The sequence below is a fragment of the Pseudomonas sp. NPDC088885 genome, from assembly GCF_044750025.1.
Lineage (GTDB): Bacteria > Pseudomonadota > Gammaproteobacteria > Pseudomonadales > Pseudomonadaceae > Aquipseudomonas > Aquipseudomonas rustica.
In genome coordinates this window covers 88,537-107,984 of the sequence record NZ_JBIVJB010000008.1, presented here as the reverse complement: position 1 = coordinate 107,984, position 19,448 = coordinate 88,537, and the positions used below count along the sequence as shown (strand labels likewise).

The 19,448-nt window shown below is 58.3% G+C and carries 22 protein-coding genes and 1 tRNA gene; 14 read left to right on the top strand and 9 right to left on the bottom strand.

The window, feature by feature from the left end:
• Together ACIP1X_RS07300 and ACIP1X_RS07295 are read left to right on the top strand one after the other, a co-directional pair.
• Positions 1 to 458, top strand: a 458-nt coding sequence (locus ACIP1X_RS07300) for a phosphoribosylaminoimidazolesuccinocarboxamide synthase (protein ID WP_400750686.1), incomplete at its 5' end; no start/stop codon positions are given.
• A gap of 83 nt (positions 459 to 541) precedes the next feature.
• A tRNA-Ser gene (locus ACIP1X_RS07295) sits at positions 542 to 631 on the top strand.
• Positions 632 to 782: 151 nt separating this feature from the next.
• Here ACIP1X_RS07295 and ACIP1X_RS07290 read toward each other — a convergent pair.
• Together ACIP1X_RS07290 and ACIP1X_RS07285 are read right to left on the bottom strand one after the other, a co-directional pair.
• A complete protein-coding gene (locus ACIP1X_RS07290; RefSeq protein ID WP_400750683.1) occupies positions 783 to 989 on the bottom strand; it encodes a hypothetical protein in 207 nt (68 codons plus the stop codon).
• A gap of 153 nt (positions 990 to 1,142) precedes the next feature.
• Positions 1,143 to 1,334 (bottom strand): YegP family protein, encoded by a 192-nt coding sequence (locus ACIP1X_RS07285; protein WP_400750680.1) that lies wholly within the window; start codon positions 1,332 to 1,334, stop codon positions 1,143 to 1,145.
• A 278-nt stretch (positions 1,335 to 1,612) separates the two neighbouring features.
• Between ACIP1X_RS07285 and ACIP1X_RS07280 the strand changes: the two genes are divergently transcribed.
• From ACIP1X_RS07280 to ACIP1X_RS07255, 6 genes are all read left to right on the top strand, one after another.
• Entirely contained in the window at positions 1,613 to 2,578 is a 966-nt protein-coding gene (locus tag ACIP1X_RS07280; RefSeq protein ID WP_400750677.1) for a glycosyltransferase family 2 protein, read from the top strand.
• A 3-nt stretch (positions 2,579 to 2,581) separates the two neighbouring features.
• The gene (locus ACIP1X_RS07275; RefSeq protein WP_400750674.1) at positions 2,582 to 3,292 is read left to right on the top strand and encodes a class I SAM-dependent methyltransferase; all 711 of its coding nucleotides are present in this window, start codon (positions 2,582 to 2,584) and stop codon (positions 3,290 to 3,292) included.
• Positions 3,289 to 3,675 carry a GtrA family protein gene (locus ACIP1X_RS07270; RefSeq protein ID WP_400750672.1) on the top strand — a complete coding sequence of 129 codons (387 nt, stop codon included), beginning with the start codon at positions 3,289 to 3,291 and terminating at the stop codon, positions 3,673 to 3,675. Before ACIP1X_RS07275 ends, ACIP1X_RS07270 begins: the two co-directional genes overlap by 4 nt.
• Entirely contained in the window at positions 3,672 to 5,768 is a 2,097-nt protein-coding gene (locus ACIP1X_RS07265) for a DUF6311 domain-containing protein (RefSeq protein WP_400750669.1), read from the top strand. Before ACIP1X_RS07270 ends, ACIP1X_RS07265 begins: the two co-directional genes overlap by 4 nt.
• A 73-nt stretch (positions 5,769 to 5,841) precedes the next feature.
• Positions 5,842 to 6,762: a LysR substrate-binding domain-containing protein gene (locus ACIP1X_RS07260; RefSeq protein WP_400750667.1), complete on the top strand. Its 921-nt coding sequence runs from the start codon at positions 5,842 to 5,844 to the stop codon at positions 6,760 to 6,762.
• A 218-nt stretch (positions 6,763 to 6,980) separates the two neighbouring features.
• Positions 6,981 to 7,346 carry a 5-carboxymethyl-2-hydroxymuconate Delta-isomerase gene (locus tag ACIP1X_RS07255; RefSeq protein WP_053118089.1) on the top strand — a complete coding sequence of 122 codons (366 nt, stop codon included), beginning with the start codon at positions 6,981 to 6,983 and terminating at the stop codon, positions 7,344 to 7,346.
• A 3-nt stretch (positions 7,347 to 7,349) separates the two neighbouring features.
• Here ACIP1X_RS07255 and ACIP1X_RS07250 read toward each other — a convergent pair whose 3' ends face one another.
• Together ACIP1X_RS07250 and ACIP1X_RS07245 are read right to left on the bottom strand one after the other, a co-directional pair.
• A complete protein-coding gene (locus tag ACIP1X_RS07250; protein WP_053118090.1) occupies positions 7,350 to 8,285 on the bottom strand; it encodes a LysR family transcriptional regulator in 936 nt (311 codons plus the stop codon).
• Between the two features lie 185 nt (positions 8,286 to 8,470).
• Positions 8,471 to 9,655: a cyanate transporter gene (locus ACIP1X_RS07245; RefSeq protein WP_400750664.1), complete on the bottom strand. Its 1,185-nt coding sequence runs from the start codon at positions 9,653 to 9,655 to the stop codon at positions 8,471 to 8,473.
• 401 nt (positions 9,656 to 10,056) lie between these two features.
• Here ACIP1X_RS07245 and ACIP1X_RS07240 point away from each other — a divergent pair, with 401 nt between their 5' ends.
• From ACIP1X_RS07240 to ACIP1X_RS07225, 4 genes are all read left to right on the top strand, one after another.
• On the top strand, positions 10,057 to 11,706 hold the full coding sequence (locus ACIP1X_RS07240; protein WP_400750661.1) for a phosphoethanolamine transferase: 1,650 nt from the start codon (positions 10,057 to 10,059) through the stop codon (positions 11,704 to 11,706).
• 242 nt (positions 11,707 to 11,948) lie between these two features.
• On the top strand, positions 11,949 to 13,082 hold the full coding sequence (gene rnd / locus ACIP1X_RS07235; protein WP_400750658.1) for a ribonuclease D: 1,134 nt from the start codon (positions 11,949 to 11,951) through the stop codon (positions 13,080 to 13,082).
• A complete protein-coding gene (locus ACIP1X_RS07230; RefSeq protein ID WP_053118098.1) occupies positions 13,079 to 13,372 on the top strand; it encodes a YcgL domain-containing protein in 294 nt (97 codons plus the stop codon). Before rnd ends, ACIP1X_RS07230 begins: the two co-directional genes overlap by 4 nt.
• A gap of 105 nt (positions 13,373 to 13,477) precedes the next feature.
• Positions 13,478 to 14,410, top strand: a complete 933-nt coding sequence (locus ACIP1X_RS07225; RefSeq protein WP_212550556.1) for a D-2-hydroxyacid dehydrogenase — start codon at positions 13,478 to 13,480, stop codon at positions 14,408 to 14,410.
• A 123-nt stretch (positions 14,411 to 14,533) separates the two neighbouring features.
• Here ACIP1X_RS07225 and ACIP1X_RS07220 read toward each other — a convergent pair whose 3' ends face one another.
• Entirely contained in the window at positions 14,534 to 15,127 is a 594-nt protein-coding gene (locus ACIP1X_RS07220) for a nitroreductase family protein (protein ID WP_212550555.1), read from the bottom strand.
• A 165-nt stretch (positions 15,128 to 15,292) separates the two neighbouring features.
• Between ACIP1X_RS07220 and ACIP1X_RS07215 the strand changes: the two genes are divergently transcribed.
• Together ACIP1X_RS07215 and ACIP1X_RS07210 are read left to right on the top strand one after the other, a co-directional pair.
• Entirely contained in the window at positions 15,293 to 15,742 is a 450-nt protein-coding gene (locus ACIP1X_RS07215; protein ID WP_159814161.1) for a YcgN family cysteine cluster protein, read from the top strand.
• A gap of 86 nt (positions 15,743 to 15,828) precedes the next feature.
• Positions 15,829 to 17,058, top strand: coding sequence for a hypothetical protein (locus tag ACIP1X_RS07210; RefSeq protein ID WP_400750654.1), 1,230 nt, complete (start codon positions 15,829 to 15,831; stop codon positions 17,056 to 17,058).
• A gap of 87 nt (positions 17,059 to 17,145) precedes the next feature.
• On the opposite strand, the gene ACIP1X_RS07205 is transcribed toward ACIP1X_RS07210, so the two are convergent.
• The 4 genes from ACIP1X_RS07205 to ACIP1X_RS07190 form a co-directional block, all read right to left on the bottom strand.
• Positions 17,146 to 17,523: a DUF2892 domain-containing protein gene (locus ACIP1X_RS07205; RefSeq protein WP_400750651.1), complete on the bottom strand. Its 378-nt coding sequence runs from the start codon at positions 17,521 to 17,523 to the stop codon at positions 17,146 to 17,148.
• Between the two features lie 81 nt (positions 17,524 to 17,604).
• Positions 17,605 to 18,075, bottom strand: a complete 471-nt coding sequence (locus tag ACIP1X_RS07200) for an RNA methyltransferase (protein ID WP_400750648.1) — start codon at positions 18,073 to 18,075, stop codon at positions 17,605 to 17,607.
• Between the two features lie 193 nt (positions 18,076 to 18,268).
• On the bottom strand, positions 18,269 to 18,640 hold the full coding sequence (locus ACIP1X_RS07195) for a YajD family HNH nuclease (RefSeq protein WP_007911336.1): 372 nt from the start codon (positions 18,638 to 18,640) through the stop codon (positions 18,269 to 18,271).
• 48 nt (positions 18,641 to 18,688) lie between these two features.
• Entirely contained in the window at positions 18,689 to 19,375 is a 687-nt protein-coding gene (locus tag ACIP1X_RS07190) for a spermidine synthase (protein ID WP_007911335.1), read from the bottom strand.
• Between the last annotated feature and the right edge of the window lie 73 nt (positions 19,376 to 19,448).

The following is a 19,448-nucleotide window of genomic DNA, read 5'->3' as shown; positions in this document are numbered from 1 at the left end:
AATTCGGTGAGCACAACATTCCAGATCGTCTCGAATTTGCTGTGCGGATCGACGATGAAAATCGTCACGTCGACCACATCTTCGAAGCTGCAACCTTCGAACTGTTCCTCAAGGACGACGCCAAGGGCGACCCGTTCATCAACGAATCCCACGTTGTGGCGTTCGGTTGGGGCACCGCCGAGCAACTGGTTCGCATGAAAGAACTGTCGCTCAAGGTCAACGAAGTGCTGACCAAGCTGTTCGACGACGCCGGCCTGCTGCTGGTCGACTTCAAGCTTGAATTCGGCGTGTTCAGCGACGGCTCGATCGTCCTCGGTGACGAGTTCAGCCCGGACGGCTGCCGTCTGTGGGACAAGGACACCAAGAAGAAGATGGACAAAGACCGCTTCCGCCAGGGCCTCGGTGACGTCATCGAAGCCTACGAAGAAGTCGCCAATCGTCTGGGCGTACCGCTTTAATCGACGCAAGCATCTGATAGCACGAAGAAATTTTCGAAAGAGGGTTTGCTTTCGGTAAAAGTGTTGTTATGATGCGCGCCGTTGGAGAGATGCCAGAGTGGCCGAATGGGACGGATTCGAAATCCGTTGTACCTTCACCGGTACCTAGGGTTCGAATCCCTATCTCTCCGCCATTACATAGAAAAAGCCCCGTAGCTGAAAAGCTGCGGGGCTTTTTTGTTTACGTTGCGTTAATGAGTAATCATGAAAAAGCCCCACAGATCCAAGACCTGTGGGGGCTTTTGCATTTAAGCGGGATTTACAACACCCCGCATCTCCAGCCCATCATGGCTGAGAATGGCCCAACTTGCGTCTGATCAGTTCATACACATCCTTATGCGTCGAGTTGTGCAGCGTCTTGTCCTTGCAGGCCGAGTTGAGGAAGGTTTTCACTTCTTCTTCGGCATGCGGATAGAGGCTGGCGACGTAGTCGGCTTCGTGCTCTTGCGTGCAGTTGAAGTGCTTGTCGTCCCTTGCTTTGTCTCTAGCCATGTTGCGGCTCCTTTTGAGTTTGAGTGATCTGGCGAAAACAGGGCCGAAATGGCCCCATACTTCGCAAAGCGTAGGGGGGCAGATAGGGCTCGCCAGTCATTCGCTTAAAAAAGGAAGGGGCTGTAGGACGCAGCCTTGTCTCGACGCTCGCGGTTAAATTTCTTTGACCGGAGTTTCGCCGTGTACCGCTTTGATCAGCTCGATCACGTGCAAGCAATCCGTCTTGTTCACGTATGACTCGCCGCTGGCGATGGTCTCGTGATTGCCCGCGCGCAGCCTCCAGCGCCACTGACCTTTGCCGGTGGTCGGGGTGCCGCGGGATTGCCTGTAAATCTCGAAATACATTCAGTTCGCTCCATGCGATAGACGTGTGCGTCAGCCTGTGTGGCGCATCGACGCAAGCCTAGCGCAGGCGGGTGTTTTGGCTATCGGACTTTTGTTTCCAATCGTTGACGGATGTTTCTGAAGGGCACGGACTAGAGCGCCGCGAACGTCCTCCTGATTGGCCGGAACGGCGTTTTTTCACCCTTGCATCACCGTCGGTGGTGCTGCTTAATACGGGACGGCTCATGGCGTCGAACATGTTTTCGGCGACCGACAATCACTATAAAAAGAGCACTCCCTTGACTGAGCACGGAATGCAACAGGCAACGCGGGTAACGTTATCGCTGGTGGTTCCCGTTTTTAACGAGGAGGACAGCCTCGACGGATTTCTTCTGCGCATCGATGAGGTTTTTCAACAGCAGCCGTTAATTGATCTTGAACTGGTGTTCATCAACGACGGCAGCACCGATGCCACGCTTGAGCGCCTGCTCGAGCATCAGCAGAGTGATGCACGTTTGCGCATCGTTGACCTGAGTCGCAACTTCGGCAAAGAAGCGGCGTTGTCTGCCGGTCTGCAGATATCAACCGGGCAGATTGTCGTTCCGATCGATGTCGATCTGCAGGACCCGCCTGAAGTCATTTTGCAAATGATTGAGCGTTGGCGAGAGGGCTACGAAGTAGTGCTCGCTCACCGCGTCAGTCGTCGAAGCGATACCTGGGCCAAACAGGCTTCCGCGCACTGGTTCTATCGCCTGCACAACAAAATCGCCGAGCAGCCATTGCCTGAGAACGTCGGCGATTTTCGTCTGATGGATCGGTGTGTGGTTGATGCCTTGCTGACCTTGCCCGAATCGCGGCGCTTCATGAAAGGCCTGTTCGCCTGGGTCGGTTTTCGCACCACTCACGTCGATTACGAGCGTCCGGAGCGCGCGGCGGGGCGCAGCAAATTCAACGGTTGGCGGCTGTGGAATTTCGCTCTGGAAGGCATTACCAGTTTCAGCACCGAGCCCTTGCGCGTCTGGACGTACGTTGGCGCACTGGTGTCGCTCGTTTCTTTCGCCTTCGCCATCTTTATTGTTGTAAGAACATTGGTGCATGGAATCGACTTGCCCGGTTACGCCTCGCTGATGGTCGCCGTGACGTTCCTCGGTGGTCTGCAACTGATCGGCATCGGCGTGCTCGGCGAGTACCTGGGCCGCACCTATATCGAATCCAAACGCCGGCCGGTTTTTCTCGTGCGTCGCGTCTACGACACCAAGGACTGAAACATGGACCTCAAGGAAATCGACATTCTCGGCGACAGCATCGGCGAGCATTGGTATTACTGCTCCAAAGCCGCAGCCACCCGGCGATTACTGGGTGATGGGCCCATCACCCGAATCCTCGATGTGGGCGCCGGTTCGGGATTTTTCTCCCACCACTTGCTGACCCATACCGATGCGCACGAAGCGTGGTGTGTGGACATCAGTTACCCGAGCGATTCCAGCGCGACTACCGCTGGCAAACCGGTGCATTACCTACGGGATATCGATGCCATCGACGTCGATCTGGTGCTGCTGATGGACGTGCTGGAACACGTCGATGATGACCTTGGACTGCTCAAGCACTACGTCGATAAAGTCCCTTCCGGCAGCCGCTTTCTGATGACCGTGCCGGCGTTCCAGTTTCTCTGGAGCGGTCACGATGACTTTCTTGAACACAAGCGTCGTTACACCCTAACGCAGTTCGAAACGTTGGCGCGTGATGCCGGTTTGAACGTGCAGCGCGGTGCGTATTATTTCGGCGCGGTATTTCCGATTGCAGCGGCGTTGCGCTTGCTGCCACAGGGCGCGCAGGCTCGAGCGCCCGAATCGCAACTCAAGCGGCATCACCCGTTGGTGAACGGCGTCCTCAAAACCTTGTGCAGCCTCGAATTGCCGCTGATGGGCATGAATCGTCTGGCCGGGTTGAGCGTGTTCGTGCTGGCGCGCAAACCGTGACCTCAGCGGAAAAAACGGCGTTGATCCAGCGCGGTCTGCGCTTTGCCGTGACCGGGTTGTTTGTTACCGCGTTGCATGCGTTGGTCGCGGTGCTGTTCATCAATTTCGTTGTGCCGCAACCGCCGCTCGCCAATGGTGTGGCGTTTGCCGTGGCGACGGTGGTGTCCTACGTGATCAATACCACCTGGAGTTTTTCGGCGCGTCTGCACGGTCGAACGCTGCTGCGTTTTTCGCTGGTGTCCGTGGGTGGTTTTTTCCTCGCGATGTTTGTTGCCTGGGTCGCGCAGATGGCGGGGCTGCACTATCTGTTGGGCATCGTTGCCGTGGCGCTGACGATTCCGGCATTCACTTTTGTTCTGCACAATTTCTGGACGTATCGATGAAGGATTCACGAAACCATCCGGCGCTGGTTTTGTTGCCGCTGTTGCTTGGTGTGTTGACGTTCTTTTTAGTGATCGGGCCGCACGCGCTGGATCCGCAAAACATTGCCTGGCTGGAGCAGGGTGACCCGGCGACGCATTATCTGGGCTGGGAATATTTCCGACATTCACCTTGGACTTTTCCGCTTGGTCTCAACCCGTTCTACGGGTTGGAGTTGGGCAGCTCGATCATTTTTTCTGACTCCAATCCGCTGCTGGCGCTGCTGTTCAAACCGTTCAATGCCTGGTTGCCGGAGACCTTTCAGTATTTCGGTTTATGGCTGCTGGCCTGTTTCGTGCTGCAAGCGTGGTTTGGCTGGAAGCTGCTGGGTTTAATGACCGGTAATCTGTTGATCCGGCTGCTCGGCGCCGGGTTGCTGGTATTTTCACCGGCGATGTTCCTGCGCATGGGGGCGCATCTTTCGCTGTCGGGGCACTTCCTGATACTGGCGGCGCTGTACCTGGCGCTGCTGCCCAAAGTGCGTCGACGTCGTCTGGCGTGGGGCTCGTTGCTGGCGGTCACGGCGTTGGTGCATGCGTACCTGTTGGCGATGGTGGCGCTGATCTGGGTGGCGGATTTATTGGGCAAAACTTTCAGCAAACAGATAACGCGTCGTCAGGGCCTGATCGAAGGTGTGTTGCTGTTTGTCGTGGTAAGTCTGTGTTGCTGGCAGGCGGGTTACTTCGCCATCGCCGACGGTGCTAAATCCGGCGGTTTCGGTTTGTACCGGATGAATCTGCTGTCGCCTTTCGATCCGGCAGGCTGGTCGTTTGTGTTGCCGAATCTGCCGAAGGCCAGCGGCGATTACGAAGGCTTCAACTACCTTGGGCTGGGCGTGCTGTTGCTGGTGCCGTTGGCGTTGATTGCCTGGTTGAGAGACCGCCAACCACTGAAAAACGAATTGCGCGCGCGGCCGTTGTTGCTGCTGGCATTGCTCGGTTTGTGGCTGTTTGCGCTGTCGAACCAGATCGGTATCGGCGCGCAGACTTTCAGTTATCCATTGCCGAAACTTGCCATCAATCTGGCGAGCATCTTTCGCGCTTCGGGCCGAATGTTCTGGCCGGTGTTGTATGCGCTCATCCTGATCGTGATCTTTCTGCTGATACGCGGTTACCGGCCTCGCGTGGTCATTGCGTTGTTGGCGTTGGCATTGGCGGTTCAGGTGGTCGATACGCGCAATGGCTGGATGGGCTTGCGCCAAAGCAAAATGCTCACGCCGTCTGCAGAATGGGCTAGTCCGATGGCTGATCCATTCTGGAAAAGCGCGGCGGCGCACTATCCGAATGTCCGCAGTTTGATGCCGCAGAATCAGTCCGAGCGCTGGCAAGTCATTGCCGAATTCGCCGCGACTCATGGCCTGAAAACTGACGCGGTTTACATGGGCCGCATGAGTTCCAAAGCACTTGGCGAGGCACAGGTGAAAGCCCGGCGCATGCTTGAGTCAGGGCAATACGACGCCGATTCCTTGTACATTCTCGACGACAGCGTGCTGGCCGATGCGGGCAAAACCGTCAACAGTGAAACCGATCTGCTGACCCGCGTGGATGGTCTGGTGGTGCTGGCGCCGGGCTGGAAGCGTTGCGCGCAATGCTTGCCGATGCACGATGAAGGGCGGCAGATGTCACTGCTGGCGCTGACCCATCCCGGTCAGGCGCTGACGTTCAATTACACCACTCGGCAACTGGCCAGCGGCTGGTCAACCCCCGAAGGTTGGGGGACGTGGTCGCAAGGGCAGCAGGCGCGGATCGATTTGCGGGTGAGGCCGGATTCGCATTCGATCGTGCTCGACGTCATGGCCTTCGTTCAGCCACAGCACCCGTCGCAGCGAGTGATTGTCAGTCTGAATGGCGAGCAAGTGCTGGACACGCGTCTGACCCAACTGCAGGACAACCATTTGGAAATCCCGATCAGCACCGCTCTGCGTCAGCGTTTGGCGGTCGATGATCGACTGACGATCGAGCTGCGATTACCTGACGCGATCAGCCCGCTGCAATTGGGCCTCAACGATGATTCACGGGTCATGGGGCTGGGCTTGAAGCGTCTGACGGTGAACTGACGCATCGTGGCGATGGACGCCGGCCCCAAGGGCTTTCTACACTGCCGGCAGTCTGGGGATCGGGGAGCAATGGATGAACCGCAATGAACTACGCAAGGCCGACATCAACCTGATGGTGGTGTTCGAGACCTTGATGCTGGAGCGCAACGTAACCCGCGCGGCCGAGAAGCTGTTTCTTGGCCAGCCGACTATCAGTTCGGCGCTCAATCGTCTGCGCACGATGCTCAACGATCCGCTGTTCATCCGCGTCGGCCATCGCATGGAACCGACCGCGCGTGCCGAAGATATCTTCCGTCACCTCAAACCAGCGCTGGATTCGCTTTCAGTGGCACTCAGCCTGACCCGCGATTTTGATCCCGCTGTGAGCACCATGACCTTCCGTATCGGTCTGTCCGATGACGTCGAGTTCGGTCTGCTGCCGCCGCTGCTGCGCGCCTTGCGTCAGGAAGCGCCGAACGTGGTGTTTGTGGTGCAGCACGTCGATTACTGGCGCATTCCCGATCTGCTCGCCGCCGGTGACATCACCGTCGGCATCAGCCAGACCCGTGGCTTGCCGGCGAATGCCAAGCGCAAACTGCTGCGACACATTCAACCGAGCATCCTGCGCGCGGATGCTTCCGACACACCGCTGACCCTCGATGAATATTGTGCGCGGCCGCATGTGCTGGTTTCCCACACGGCGAATGTCAGTGGGTTTGCGGATGAGTGGCTGGCGGAACTGGGCCGCACCCGGCAGGTGGTGCTGTCGGTGCCGCAGTACAGCGCGTTGCCGGCGTTGTTGGCGGGCACGGATCTGATCGCCAGCCTGCCGGATTACACGGCGGCAGCGATGGCCACTTCGGGGTTGCTGTTCAAAGAGCCGTTCCCGTTCAAGACGCCGACGCTGGATCTGTCGATGGTCTGGCTCAGCCACGTCGACAGCGACCCCGCCGAGCGCTGGTTGCGTTCCCGGCTGGAGCAGTTCATGAGTGAGCGGCCGGTCACCGCCCTTTGATTGACAGGTAGGAGCTGCGGCACGCAGCGATCTTTTGATTTGGCATTTGAAAGATCAAAAGATCGCAGCCTCGTTTCACTCGACAGCTCCTACCGTGATAGATGGCCTTTGGCACATCGCCGCTGGCGTAGCTAACTCGCGTTTGCAACACGGCGGATTTGCGATAAGTCAGCTGTGTTATACGTACGACCTTTCTGCCGCCCGACTGGAGCCTCCCGATGCCACACCTGCACATGGAATACACCGCCAACCTGCCGCAGCTGAACGCCGACGTCGCGTTGATTCGCCTCAATAACACGCTGGTGGGTTCTGGTCAGTTCGCGGCGGAGTTCGATATCAAGAGCCGTGCGTTGAAGGTCGAAACCTTCAAGGTTGGCACGGCCATGAGCGAGCGTGGCTTTGTGGCGGTGAAGTTGGCGTTGCTCAGCGGGCGTTCAGCGGAGACCAAGAAACAGCTGTCGCAAAGTCTCTTGGCCGTGCTCCAGGATCTTTGTGAATGGCCGGCCGGTGTCGAGGTGCAGTTGAGTGTCGAGCTGATCGATATCGATCGCGAGTCCTACACAAAAACGGTCATCGGCGTGTAGGAATCAGGCCGCTTGTAGTTCACTGCACACCTTGACCACTTGTTCGCGCAGCCAGACGTTGGCGCTGTCCTGATCAACGCTCTGGCTCCACTGCATGTCGAGGGTAAACCCCGGCAAACCGTTCGGCGCCTCGCAGTGATTGAACACCGCATCGTTGGTCAGTAACCGCTGAATCCGCCGGGGCAGGGTGAGGATGAAATCGGTGCCAGTGATCATCTTCAAAGCCGCGCTGTAACTGTTCGAACGCGCGACGATCTGACGTTTCTGCGCCTGTCGCGCCAGCCAGCCATCAACCATATTCGTCGTCGACGTCCACGGCGTCGGGAACACATGCCGGCGTTCGGTAAACGCTTGCAGGCTCAGGCGCGGTTCCAGCGGCGTCGCGCGTTTATCGAAGACGCAGACCAGGTCATCTTCCAGCAACATGCGCGACTTCAAGTCCGTGTGGTGGCGGTGGAAGTTGGGGCCGAAACTGATGACCAGATCGAGGCTGCCATCGCGCAACTCATCGGCGGGCACATCGGTTTCGAACTTGTGCATGTTGACCATCACTGGCAAGTCATCGAAGTCGAAGCGCTTCAACAGGCGCGGCAAAATCAGTTGTTCGAAGTATTCCGGGGCGCAGATGTTGAAGGTGACCGCTTGCTGGCTCGGGTCAAACGTCGGTGCGCCGGCGTGGCAGAGGTTGATGCTTTCGAGGATTTTCTGCACATGGCCGTACATGCTGCTGGCCTTGTAGGTCGGGCGCATGCCGGTGCGGGTGTTGATGAAGAGTTCGTCTTCAAAACTGGTGCGCAGTTTTTTCAGGCAGTAACTGACGGTGGACTGACTGACGAACAACGTTTCCGAGACCTCGGTGACGCTGCTCTGCTCATACACGGCGATAAACACCATGAGATCCTGCATGTCGAGCTTTCGAAGCAAGTTACTGTTCAGCATCCGTTCCGTCCCGCTGTGCTCCTTGCGCTGAATCCGCGCAAACGTGTGCGAACGATCCTAACGGAACGATGGTGCAAGGACAAAGGCTTGTAGGACGTTTCACGGACAGTTGTGGGACAGATAGTTTTAGCAACACGACGTTACCGATGAAACCGTGGAAAGCTGGCCGGAGGCCTGTAGCCCGATCACTGGAAATGTTGCGAATAACGTCGCGGGTCAAAGCGCAACACCATCAGCGCCATGATCACCATCACCGCAGTCAACGACCACCATGCCCATTCGAAACTGCCCAGTTGATCGCGGATCATCCCGGCGAGCAGCGGCGACAGGCCGGCAATCAGATAGCCTATGCCTTGCACGAAAGCGGTCAGGCCGCCAGCGCGTTGCGGGTTGTCGAGGTGATCGAGCGAGACGATCAGGCTCATCGGAAACAGTCCGCCGATGCCCAGACCCAACAGGCAGGGCCACAGCAGGCTGAGGTGTTGCGGGCTAAGGATCAGGCCGCAGAAACCGGCGATGATCAGTCCAAGGAGGGCCATCAGTACGATGCGTCGGTCGCGGCTGCGATTGGCGATGGCTGGCACTACCAGGCCGGAAATCACCTCCATGGCTGTCAGAAAACCTAACAGCAGGCCGGCGTTTTGTTCGCTCCAGCCTTTCTCCACGTAGTACGGCGCCAGCCAGGCGAGGACGCAGGTGTAGGACGCAGTGCCCAAGCCGAAGAAGATTGCGAGTAACCAGGCGCGGGAATGTTTGAAGAAGGTTTCTTTTCTGACTGAAGTGTTCGCGGTCGCAGGCAAGTTGCCGCGTTGTGCCCACCAGAACAGCAAAGCGAATATCGCCAGCATGGCCCAAACGGCCAATCCCATCCGCCAACTGCCGGTGCTGATGAGCACCAGCGGCGCGAACGACGCAGAAATCGCGGCGCCGCCCATGATCGAGGTGACGTACAAACCCATGCACAGGGCGACGTTGTCGGGGAAACGCGATTTGATCAATGCCGGCATCAACGCCTGAATTAGTGCAATGCCGATACCGGCCAGAATCGCGCTGACAATCAACTCGACGGCGGAATCGACAAGCAACCGCGACAACGTGGCCAGACCGATCAGCAGCAACGACCACAGCACCGTGCGTCGTTCACCCAGACGCTGGCTGATGCCGATGCCAAAAAACATCGCCAGTCCCATGGCCATCACCGGCAGCATGGTCAGCAGCGAGGCGAGGCTGAAGCTCAACGGGATGTCGCTGCGAATCGCCGACAGCAATGGCCCGATAGCTGCCATCGACGGACGCAGGTTGAGTGCGACCAGCATAATGACGAGCATTAACCAGACAGCGGGGCGGGCGATGGTGCGGACGTTTTCCATCATCAAACCTTGGGGCAGGGCAGATGATTAGACGCGGCGCCCGATGATTCGGGCAAACCAGAAAACCGACAGGCCTACCTAAAAACTCGATACCTCCACAATTCCCCTTGTGGGAGCGGGCTTGCTCGCGAAGTTGTCCTGTCAGTCAAAACAGATGTTGGCAGACAGACCGCTTTCGCGAGCAAGCCCGCTCCCACATAAAAGCCAGATCCGTGTTTTGCTGAATAAAAGCTGAACCATTCCCAAATACTCCACAAGTTTCAGACTTTGCTCTCAGTCCAACTAATCGTTGGCGTCTTTTTCACAAAAAATTGATGGTTGCCTGCCTAAAATTTGTCATGCCTTGGTTAATGAGTTTTTCACAACTAACCGAGGGTTCTTTTCAGGAACTGCCCCTCATCATGTTGAAGTTAAAAGCCGTGCGCCCGGAATGGGTGACGTTGATTGCCAGCGCCTTTCTTTTGATCGGTTTTAACGTTGTGCTCTGGCAGCACCTGTTCGACATCACCGCGTCAGACGGCAAAGGCATTGCCATGCGCGTGGCGTTTGGGGTGATGATCTTCGCGGCGTTCAACATCGTGCTGACCTTTCTGGCCTTCCGCCCGCTGCTTAAACCCGTGCTGACGCTAATATTTATGATCAGCGCCGGTGTGGCTTATTTCATGAGCCAGTATGGCGTCATGATTGACCCGAGCATGTTGCGTAACTTTGCCGAAACCAATGCCACGGAAGTGCGCGATCTGCTCTCGTTGAAGTTGTTTATTTATATTTTCTTTCTCGGTGTTTTGCCGTCGTTATTGTTGTGGAAACTGCCGATTAATTATCGGCGCTGGCACCGCGAGTTGTTCAGCAAAGTTATTGTCAGTGTGGCCTCGGTGGCGGTGATTGGTGGTGTGGCATTGGCCAACTACCAGGGGTTGTCCTCGCTGTTCCGAAATCACCACGAAATTCGCTTGATGTTGGTGCCGAGCAACTACATTGGTGCGGCGGCCGGTTACCTGCGTGAGCAAGTGGTTTCGGCGCAGCAACCGTTCGTCAAAATCGGCGAGGACGCCGAGCGCAATCCCGATGTAAAACTTGAGCCGCGCAAATCCCTGACTGTATTGGTGGTCGGCGAAAGTGCCCGCGCCGAGAACTTCGGCATCCTCGGCTATAACCGTGACACCACACCAAAACTCGACAAGGAAACCGGGCTGATCGCATTTACCGACGTGCATTCCTGCGGCACGGAAACTGCCGTCTCGGTGCCGTGCATGTTCTCTAACATGGGCCGCAAGAACTACGATGCGAGCAAGGCAAAGAACGAGGAAGGCCTGCTCGACGTCCTCAAACGGGCCGGCATCGATGTGATCTGGCGTGACAACCAGTCTGGCTGTAAAGGCACTTGTGATCGCGTGACTGTGCAGGATGTCAGCAACCTGAAAGACCCGGCACTGTGCGCCAACAGCGAATGCCGCGACGAAATCCTGCTGCAAGGGCTGCAAAGCTTTATCGATAACCTGGACAAAGACACCGTGCTGGTTCTGCACCAGATGGGCAGTCACGGTCCGGAATACTTCAAACGTTATCCAAAGGAGTACGAGCACTTCACGCCGGTCTGTGAAAGTAACGCCCTGAACAATTGCAGCCGCGAAAGTATCGTCAACGGTTACGACAACACGCTGGTGTACACCGACCATGTGCTGTCGAGTCTGATCGATGTGTTGCGCAACAATCAGGACAAAGTCGATACCGCGATGTTGTACCTGTCCGACCACGGCGAGTCGCTGGGTGAGTACAACCTGTTCCTGCATGGCACGCCTTACATGCTGGCGCCGGAACAACAGAAGCACGTGGCGATGCTGGCGTGGTTCTCCGACAATTATCAAAAGTCCTACTCGGTCGACACCCATTGCCTGCAAATGAGCCGCGATAAACCGCTGAGTCAGGACAACCTGTTCCACTCGATGCTCGGTTTGCTCGAAGTGAAGAGTTCGGTGTATCAACCGGATCTGGACATGTTTGCCGGTTGCCGCGGGTCAGTGATCGACGGCGTGCTGGCCAAGGACTGAAGCATTCCCCTGTAGGAGCTGCCGCAGGCTCGGGCCGCGATCGGACGATCTTTTGATCCTGTTTTTGAAGATCAAAAGATCGCAGCCTGCGGCAGCTCCTACAGTTAATGGCCACGTTTGATCCTTCTGTCAGACTATTCTTGCCCATTGGCAGGACATTTCGTTACGGCTCTTGCCCTTCGCAGGCGCGTAAATCGCCGGTGGCGATATATACTGCGCGCCATTCTTCAAGGGAGAGCTGTGTGGCCATCGATATTCACTGGATTCGCGACAACGAAAGCCTCGCGCAGTTTTGCGCCGAGTGGCAGCAGCTGCCGTTCGTTGCCCTCGACACCGAATTCATGCGGGTCGACACCTTCTACCCGATTGCCGGCCTGTTGCAGATTGGCGACGGCAAACGCGCCTACCTGATCGATCCGCTGACCATCAATGCCTGGCAACCGCTGGCAGCACTGCTGGAAAACCCGGCGGTGCTGAAAGTCCTGCACGCCTGCAGCGAAGACCTCGAAGTGCTGTTGCGTTTGACCGGCAGCCTGCCGGCACCGATGTTCGATACACAATTGGGCGCGGCCTATCTGAACCTCGGTTTCTCCATGGGCTATTCGCGCCTGGTGCAAGCGGTGCTGGGCATCGAACTGCCGAAGGGCGAAACCCGTTCCGACTGGTTGCAGCGTCCGTTGTCCGACACGCAGATCAGCTACGCCGCTGAAGATGCCGTGCATCTCGCGGAAGTTTTCGTACAGCTGCGACCGAAGCTGTCCGACGACAAGTTCGCCTGGGTGCTGGAGGACGGCGCCGAACTGGTGGCCAACCTGCGCCGCGAAACCGATCCGTACGAGGTTTACCGCGAAGCCAAACTGGCGTGGAAACTCTCCCGTGCACAGCTCGCGGTATTGCGCGAGCTGTGCGCATGGCGTGAAACCGAAGCGCGTGTCCGCGACCTGCCGCGCAACCGCATCGTCCGTGAGCATTCGCTGTGGCCGTTGGCTCGCACGCAACCGGACAACCTCGCCGCGCTGGGCAAGATCGAAGACATGCACCCGCGTACCGTGCGTCAGGACGGTCAATTTCTGCTTGATCTGATCAAGCGCTCTGGCAGTGTGGGCCCTGATCAATGGCCGCCTGCCGTCCCGGAGCCGTTGCCGATCGAAGCTGCCGCGTTGATTAAACAACTGCGTGCGATGGGTCAGGCCGAGGCCGAGCGCCTCGACATCGCGCCGGAACTGATGCTACGCAAGAAAACCCTCGAAGCGCTGGTCAAAAGTGGCTACCCCGAGGGTCCTTACCAATTGCCTGAGTCGCTGCGTGGCTGGCGCCGCGAACTCATGGGTCAGAAGCTGCTCGACAGCCTGGCCACCGCCGGAGAACAGCCTTGAAACGTATTTGTTCCATCTACCAAAGCTCGAAGCGCAGCGGCATGTACCTTTACGTGCTGAAAAGTGATGCACTCGAGCGCGTGCCGGAAGCGCTGATGCTGGCGTTCGGCAAGCCGAAACATTCATTTGACCTGGTGCTGTCGCCTGAGCGCAAATTGGCCAGCGAAGACATCGTCATCGTGCTGGAAAACCTCGACAAGCAGGGCTATCACCTGCAAATGCCGCCGGCCGAGGACGAGTACATCGAGCACTTGCCCGAAGAGTTGCTGCGACGCAACGACCCGGTCTGATCTGCGAGGCCCTGTTCTGGGCCTCGATTAACCCAGGAACTGTTTTTACCGCGACGGTCGCCCGACATCCGGCGACCGTCTGCAGGGTTTGCGAAAGGTTTGAAGATGCGCGTTCTGATTGCCGAACACGACCACGCGATATACGCCCGGCTGCTGCGTCAGGCAGTGCCCGAGCTTGAAGTGCTGACCAGTGGCGACTCCGCCGAACTGGCGCGGCTGGCCGCTGATTGCCCGGTGTGGCTGGGGCAGCCGGATCTGCTGGCGACCCTGTTGCGTCAGGGCCACCAGCCACAATGGCTGCAATCGACCTGGGCCGGCATCACGCCGCTGCTTGCCGATGGCTTGCGCCGCGATTATCGCCTGACCCGTGCCGTAGGCATTTTTGGCCAGGTGATGGCTGAATACGTTTTGACCTACATGCTCGGTCATGAGCGCGAGGTATTGGCGCGACTGGTCAGCCAGGTCGAGCGCAAGTGGGACAACCGCACCGGTCAGAGTCTGGTCGGGCGCAAGGTGCTGATCGTCGGCACCGGCGACATCGGCCAGAGCGTGGCGCAGTTCCTGCTGCCGTTTGGCGTCGAGTTGTACGGCATCGCCAGCAGTGCGCGCGAGCAGGCGCCGTTTGTCGAAGTCGGGTCGATGGCTGATCTGCCCCGGCTGGTTGGCGAAGTGGATTACGTAGTCAATCTGCTGCCGAACACCGAGCACACCCACGATATATACGACGCGGCACTGTTCAAGCAATTCAAGCCGACCGGGTTGTTCATCAACGTCGGGCGCGGTGTGGCAGTGGTTGATGCGGATTTGGTCGAGGCGCTGAAGGAAGGGCACCTGGCGGGCGCGGTGATTGACGTTTGCCGTCAGGAGCCGTTGCCGCAGCGTCACCCATTCTGGACGGCGTGGGGCTTGCTGCTGACCGGGCACAGCTCGGCACCGACTTCACCGGCGTTGATGGTGCAGCTGTTCGTCGACAACCTGAAGGCGTATCAGGCGAGCGAGGCGTTGCGCGGGGAAGTGGATTTCAATCGCGGGTATTGATTCACCACAAACAATGTAGGAGTGAGCCTGCTCGCGATAGCGGTGTAACAGTCAATGATGATTTTGAATGTTACGGCCTCATCGCGAGCAGGCTCACTCCTACAATTGGTTTTGCGGTGTGGCTTAGAGGGTGAAGTCGCCTTCAGCTGCCAGTTCGCTCAACGGACGACGCGGGCTTGGCTCTTCGCGTGCTTGCAGGTAGTCCGCCAGCGTTGCCTTGTCTCCCAGTTTGCCTACCGCAACAGCGGCATGCAGCGCATAACCTTCAGGAATATTCAGCTCCTTGCGCGTCAGCTCCTGATCGAAGCCGGCCATTCCGTGGGTGTGCCAGCCGCTGATGCTCGCTTGCAGCGCCAGATGGCCCCACGCCGAACCCGTGTCGAAGGTGTGCCACAGCGCCGGGGTTTCTTCGGTGGCGCCCGGTGCAGTGAAGGTGGTTTTCGAAATCACGATCACCAGTGCCGACGCATGTTGCGCCCAGCTCCGGTTGAATTCATTGAGCAGACCCAGATAACGCTCCCAGTTCGGCGTGTCGCGGCGCGCGTAGAGGAAACGCCATGGCTGCGAGTTGTACGCCGACGGTGCCCAGCGGGCGGCTTCGAAGAAGCTCAGCAGGGTCTCTTCCGGGATCGCTTCGCCGGTGAAGGCGCGCGGCGACCAACGGTCGGTGAACTGCGGGTGAATGGCGTATTCGGCAACGCGAGGGTTGGCACTCATCAAGAGATTCCTGGCTACGTTTGAGTAAATGAATTCGAGGCAAAACCCTACTCGGCAGCGCTCAGGCTGACAAGCGCGATTTACCGACAGTCGCCAGCGCTTGGCCCGCGCGGCCCGGGGCACTAGACTGGCGGCCTTTCACCACCTGATGTTGATGCTTGAGCCATGGCCGCCGAAGTCGAACCGTTCTGGAAACACAAAACCCTTGATCAACTGGATCACCAGGAATGGGAATCGCTGTGCGACGGCTGTGGTCTGTGCTGCCTGCAAAAACTCGAGGATGAAGAAGACAACAGCGTCTATTACACGCGCATCGCCTGCAAACTGCTGGATCTGAACACCTGCCAGTGCAGCGATTACCCGAATCGCATCAAGTTTGTCCCGGATTGCATCCAGCTCACCCCGGGCCAGGCCGAAGAATTCAAATGGCTGCCGCCGACCTGCGGCTATCGACTGGTCAGTGAGGGCAAGGATCTGCCGTCGTGGCATCACTTGGTGTGTGGTGATCGCGAGGCAGTGCACCACGAACGAATTTCACAATCCGGGCGTATGCTCGCCGAAGGCAGCGTGCCGGAAGATGACTGGGAAGATCACCTGATTTTCCGCGCTGGCTAACGGGATAACCTGTAGCGAGGGAGCTTGCTCCCGATATTGAGTGCGCAGCACTCACACAATAATTCTGACTGCCACAAGGAGTGGGTATGGCTGCGGGTTTGCTGCGAGCGTTGCTGATCGGTCTGCTGATGTTCAGTGCGCCCGTCTGGGCAGCAAAAAAAGTCGATCTCGATTACCACATTCGCCTGTTGCCACAAAGCGATCAGGCCGAAGTGCGCCTGACCCTGGCCAAAGGCGAAGCCGTGCGCAGCCTCGATTTCGACCTTGGCGACGGCAGCCATTACAGCGACTTCAAAGCCGATGGCCAATGGCTGCTGACTCCCGGCAAACACGCGCGCGGCGTCTGGCGCCCGACCAGTGCCAAGGCCAGCCTGACCTACCGCGTGCGCATCAGCCACGGCCGCAAAAACGGCAGCTTCGACACCCGCATGACGCCGAGCTGGGCGCTGCTGCGCGGTGATGAACTGGTGCCGCCAGCCAAACTCGATCAGCAGGACGGCACGGAACTGGTCTCGCGCCTGCAATTCGAATTGCCCGATGGCTGGAAAAGCGTCGAAACCGCCTGGCCAAGAATCGGCAAAAACAAATTCCGCATCGACAACCCTTCACGCCTGTTCGACCGCCCGACCGGCTGGATGCTCGCCGGCAAGCTCGGCAGCCGTCGCACGCGCCTGGGCGAAACCGAAGTCACCGTCGCCTCACCGCAAGGGCAGGGCATGAGGCGCATGGATGTACTGACGTTGCTGACCTTCGTCTGGCCGCAGGTGCAGGCGGTTTATCCACGTCATCCGGCCAAGCTGCTGATCGTCGGCGCCAACGACCCGATGTGGCGCGGCAGCCTCGGTGCGCATGAATCGATCTACGTGAACACGCGCTTGCCGCTAGTCAGTGAAAGCGGCAGCAGTGCGCTGATGCGTGAACTGGCGCAGGTGTTTGGGCGGATCAATGACGAGCAGCGCAGCGACTGGATCAGCGAAGGCTTTGCCGAGTATTACGCGATCGAACTGCTGCGCCGCGCCGGTGGCATGAGCGATGAGCGCTATCAGAGTTTGCAGGCGAAACTGGCCAGGGACAGCCAGAAAGTCACGACGCTGCGCGGTGAGCAGATCAGCCCGGCGCAGGTGGCAAAAGCGGTGATTGTGTTGCAGGAACTGGATCGCGAGATTCGTTTGAAGACCCGCAATAAACGTTCGCTGGATGACGTATCGCGGGGAGCGATGCATTTGGGGACGGTGAGTACTAAAGAGTTTGTGCAACTGGCTGAGAGCGTGCTCGGCGAGTCCTCTAAAGTCCTTGATTCCGAGTTGCTGCAATAAAGATCAAAAGATCGCAGCCTGCGGCAGCTCCTACAGGGGAAACGCATTCCATATGTAGGAGCTGCCGCAGGCTGCGATCTTTTGCTTTTAAACCCCGGCTTTCGGCGACTTCACCGATTCATTCCCGGTCACTGTCGCCGAGCTGGTCGCCGCTTCGGCATTCGCCTTCAGCTTGCTCAACTCTTCCCCGGCACGCTCGATCTTCGCCCGCACGTTATTCATGTCCTGACGGCTCTTTTCGATCAGGCTTTTCACCGAGCTGTGCCCGGTAATACCGCGAGCCATGGCCACGCCGCCAATCGCCACCTGAATCAAACCGAACACACCGCCACGGCGCAGGCCCTTGCCGACCATGATCACGCCACCGGCCAGCGAGCCGATGCGCTCCCAGCCTTCGACGTTCTGCTCGGAACGGCTCTGAAACGGGGTGGATTCGATACGTTCGACGCGTTTGAGCTCGGTCATGATCTTTCTCCAGGCTATGAGTAATGGATAAATAAGCTGACTGCGCGAGCGGTCAGCTTGTTCCATCGGATGTGCGACGCTTCAGCGGAATTTCGGCCCGGAGCGGGTGTTCAGGCCTTTGGCCATGCGGTCATAGAGCACGACATTGACGGTGGCGGCGAGGTTCATGCAGCCAGTGGTCGGGATGTACACGACGTCTTCGCACCAGTCGCGGATCTCTTTGTCCAGCGAACCGTCTTCGGGGCCGAAGATGTACAGGGCGCGATCCGGGTGGGTGTATTCCGGCAGCGGGCGGGCGCCTTCGATCAGTTCCACGGCGACGGGCACGCAGTTGAGCGGGAGGATTTTTTTCAGATCATCGATGCCGATCAGCGGGATGTCGTAGTGCACGCGCTTGGTGTCGGTAACGAAGTCGGCGGCGCGTTCATAACGCTTGCCGGTGTAGAACACCGATGCCACGCCGTAGCAGCCTGCGGCGCGCATCACCGAACCGACGTTCTCCGGTGATTTGGGGTTATACAAACCAATGCAGCTGTACCGTTTGTCTGCCACGAGCGGGGTGCCTTCGGGAAAAAAGAGCGCGATTATACGGGGATTGGGCGGTTGTGGTCAGATCATGGATTGGCGGTGTCTGGACGGCCGCCTTCGCGAGCAAGCCCGCTCCCACATTGGTTTTGTGTACGCCACAGATCCAATGTGGGAGCGGGCTTGCTCGCGAAGGGGCCAGTCAGACCCATACAGATCTCTAATCTTCTTTCTTCATCAACCCGGCAAGGGCGGCAAACGGGTTGTGCGTCGCCTTGGCAATCTTCGGCGTGCTCAGCGAGCCTTCGCTGAAGTACTGCTGATCGGTATAACGCGAGTGCTCGTTATCGTGGCAATACAGGCACAACAGCTCCCAGTTCGAGCCGTCCTGCGGGTTGTTGTCGTGGTTGTGATCGCGGTGGTGCACGGTCAGTTCGCTCAGGCGTTTGCCGGAAAATTCACGGGTGCAGCGGCCACAGACGTGCGGGTACATCTTCAGGGCTTTGTCGCGGTAGCCCATTTCCTTGTCGCGCTGGTTGTCCGCGAGGATGCGATCCAGCTTCGACGTATTGGTTGGGGTGGACGAACTCATGGGTTCACCTTTGTAAAAGACTAATGACGGTTATGCGCAGAGTTTAGCTCAGCCTTTGAGCTTCTCGGCAATCCAGATCGTGTGGCGCGTGCCCTTGTTGCCGTGGGCGAAGACCTGGACTTCTTCGGCCTTGAAACCGGCCTTCTTCAATTTGTCGGAAAACAGCCGATCAGCGCTGGCCGACCACACCGCCAACACGCCTTTCGGGCGTAGGGCCTTGGCGCAGGCATTCAGACCAGCGGCGGAGTACAGCCAGCTGTTGGCTTTCTGGGTCAGACCTTCGGGGCCGTTGTCGACGTCAAGCATGATTGCGTCGAAACCATTCGGCTCGCTTTGCAGCACTTTGGCCACGTCTTCCTGACGGATGACGGTGCGCGGATCCAGCAGCGGACGACCGGACTTCTCGCCGAGCGGGCCACGGTTCCACTCGACCACGCCGGGCACCAATTCGGCGACCACTACTTCAGCGGTCTTGCCCAGATGCTTGAGCGCGGAGGCGAGGGTGAAGCCCATGCCCAGACCGCCGATCAGCACCCGCGAATCCGGCCGCCCGGCGACTTTGCGGCAGGGAATCTCGGCCAGCGCATCTTCGGAGCCGTGCATGCGCGTGTTCATCAATTGCCCGCCGTCGCCGCCCTGAATCTTGATGACGAAGTCCTCGCCATACTCGAACAGGCACAGGGCACCGCCGCTTTCGGGGATCGGGGTGGTGTCGAGCAGAACGAAACGTTTCATGGAAATCTCTACAAGGGGGAAGGCAAGCGGGCCCGTTGGGAGTAGCCTGAGCGCAGACTAGAGGCCAAACGGA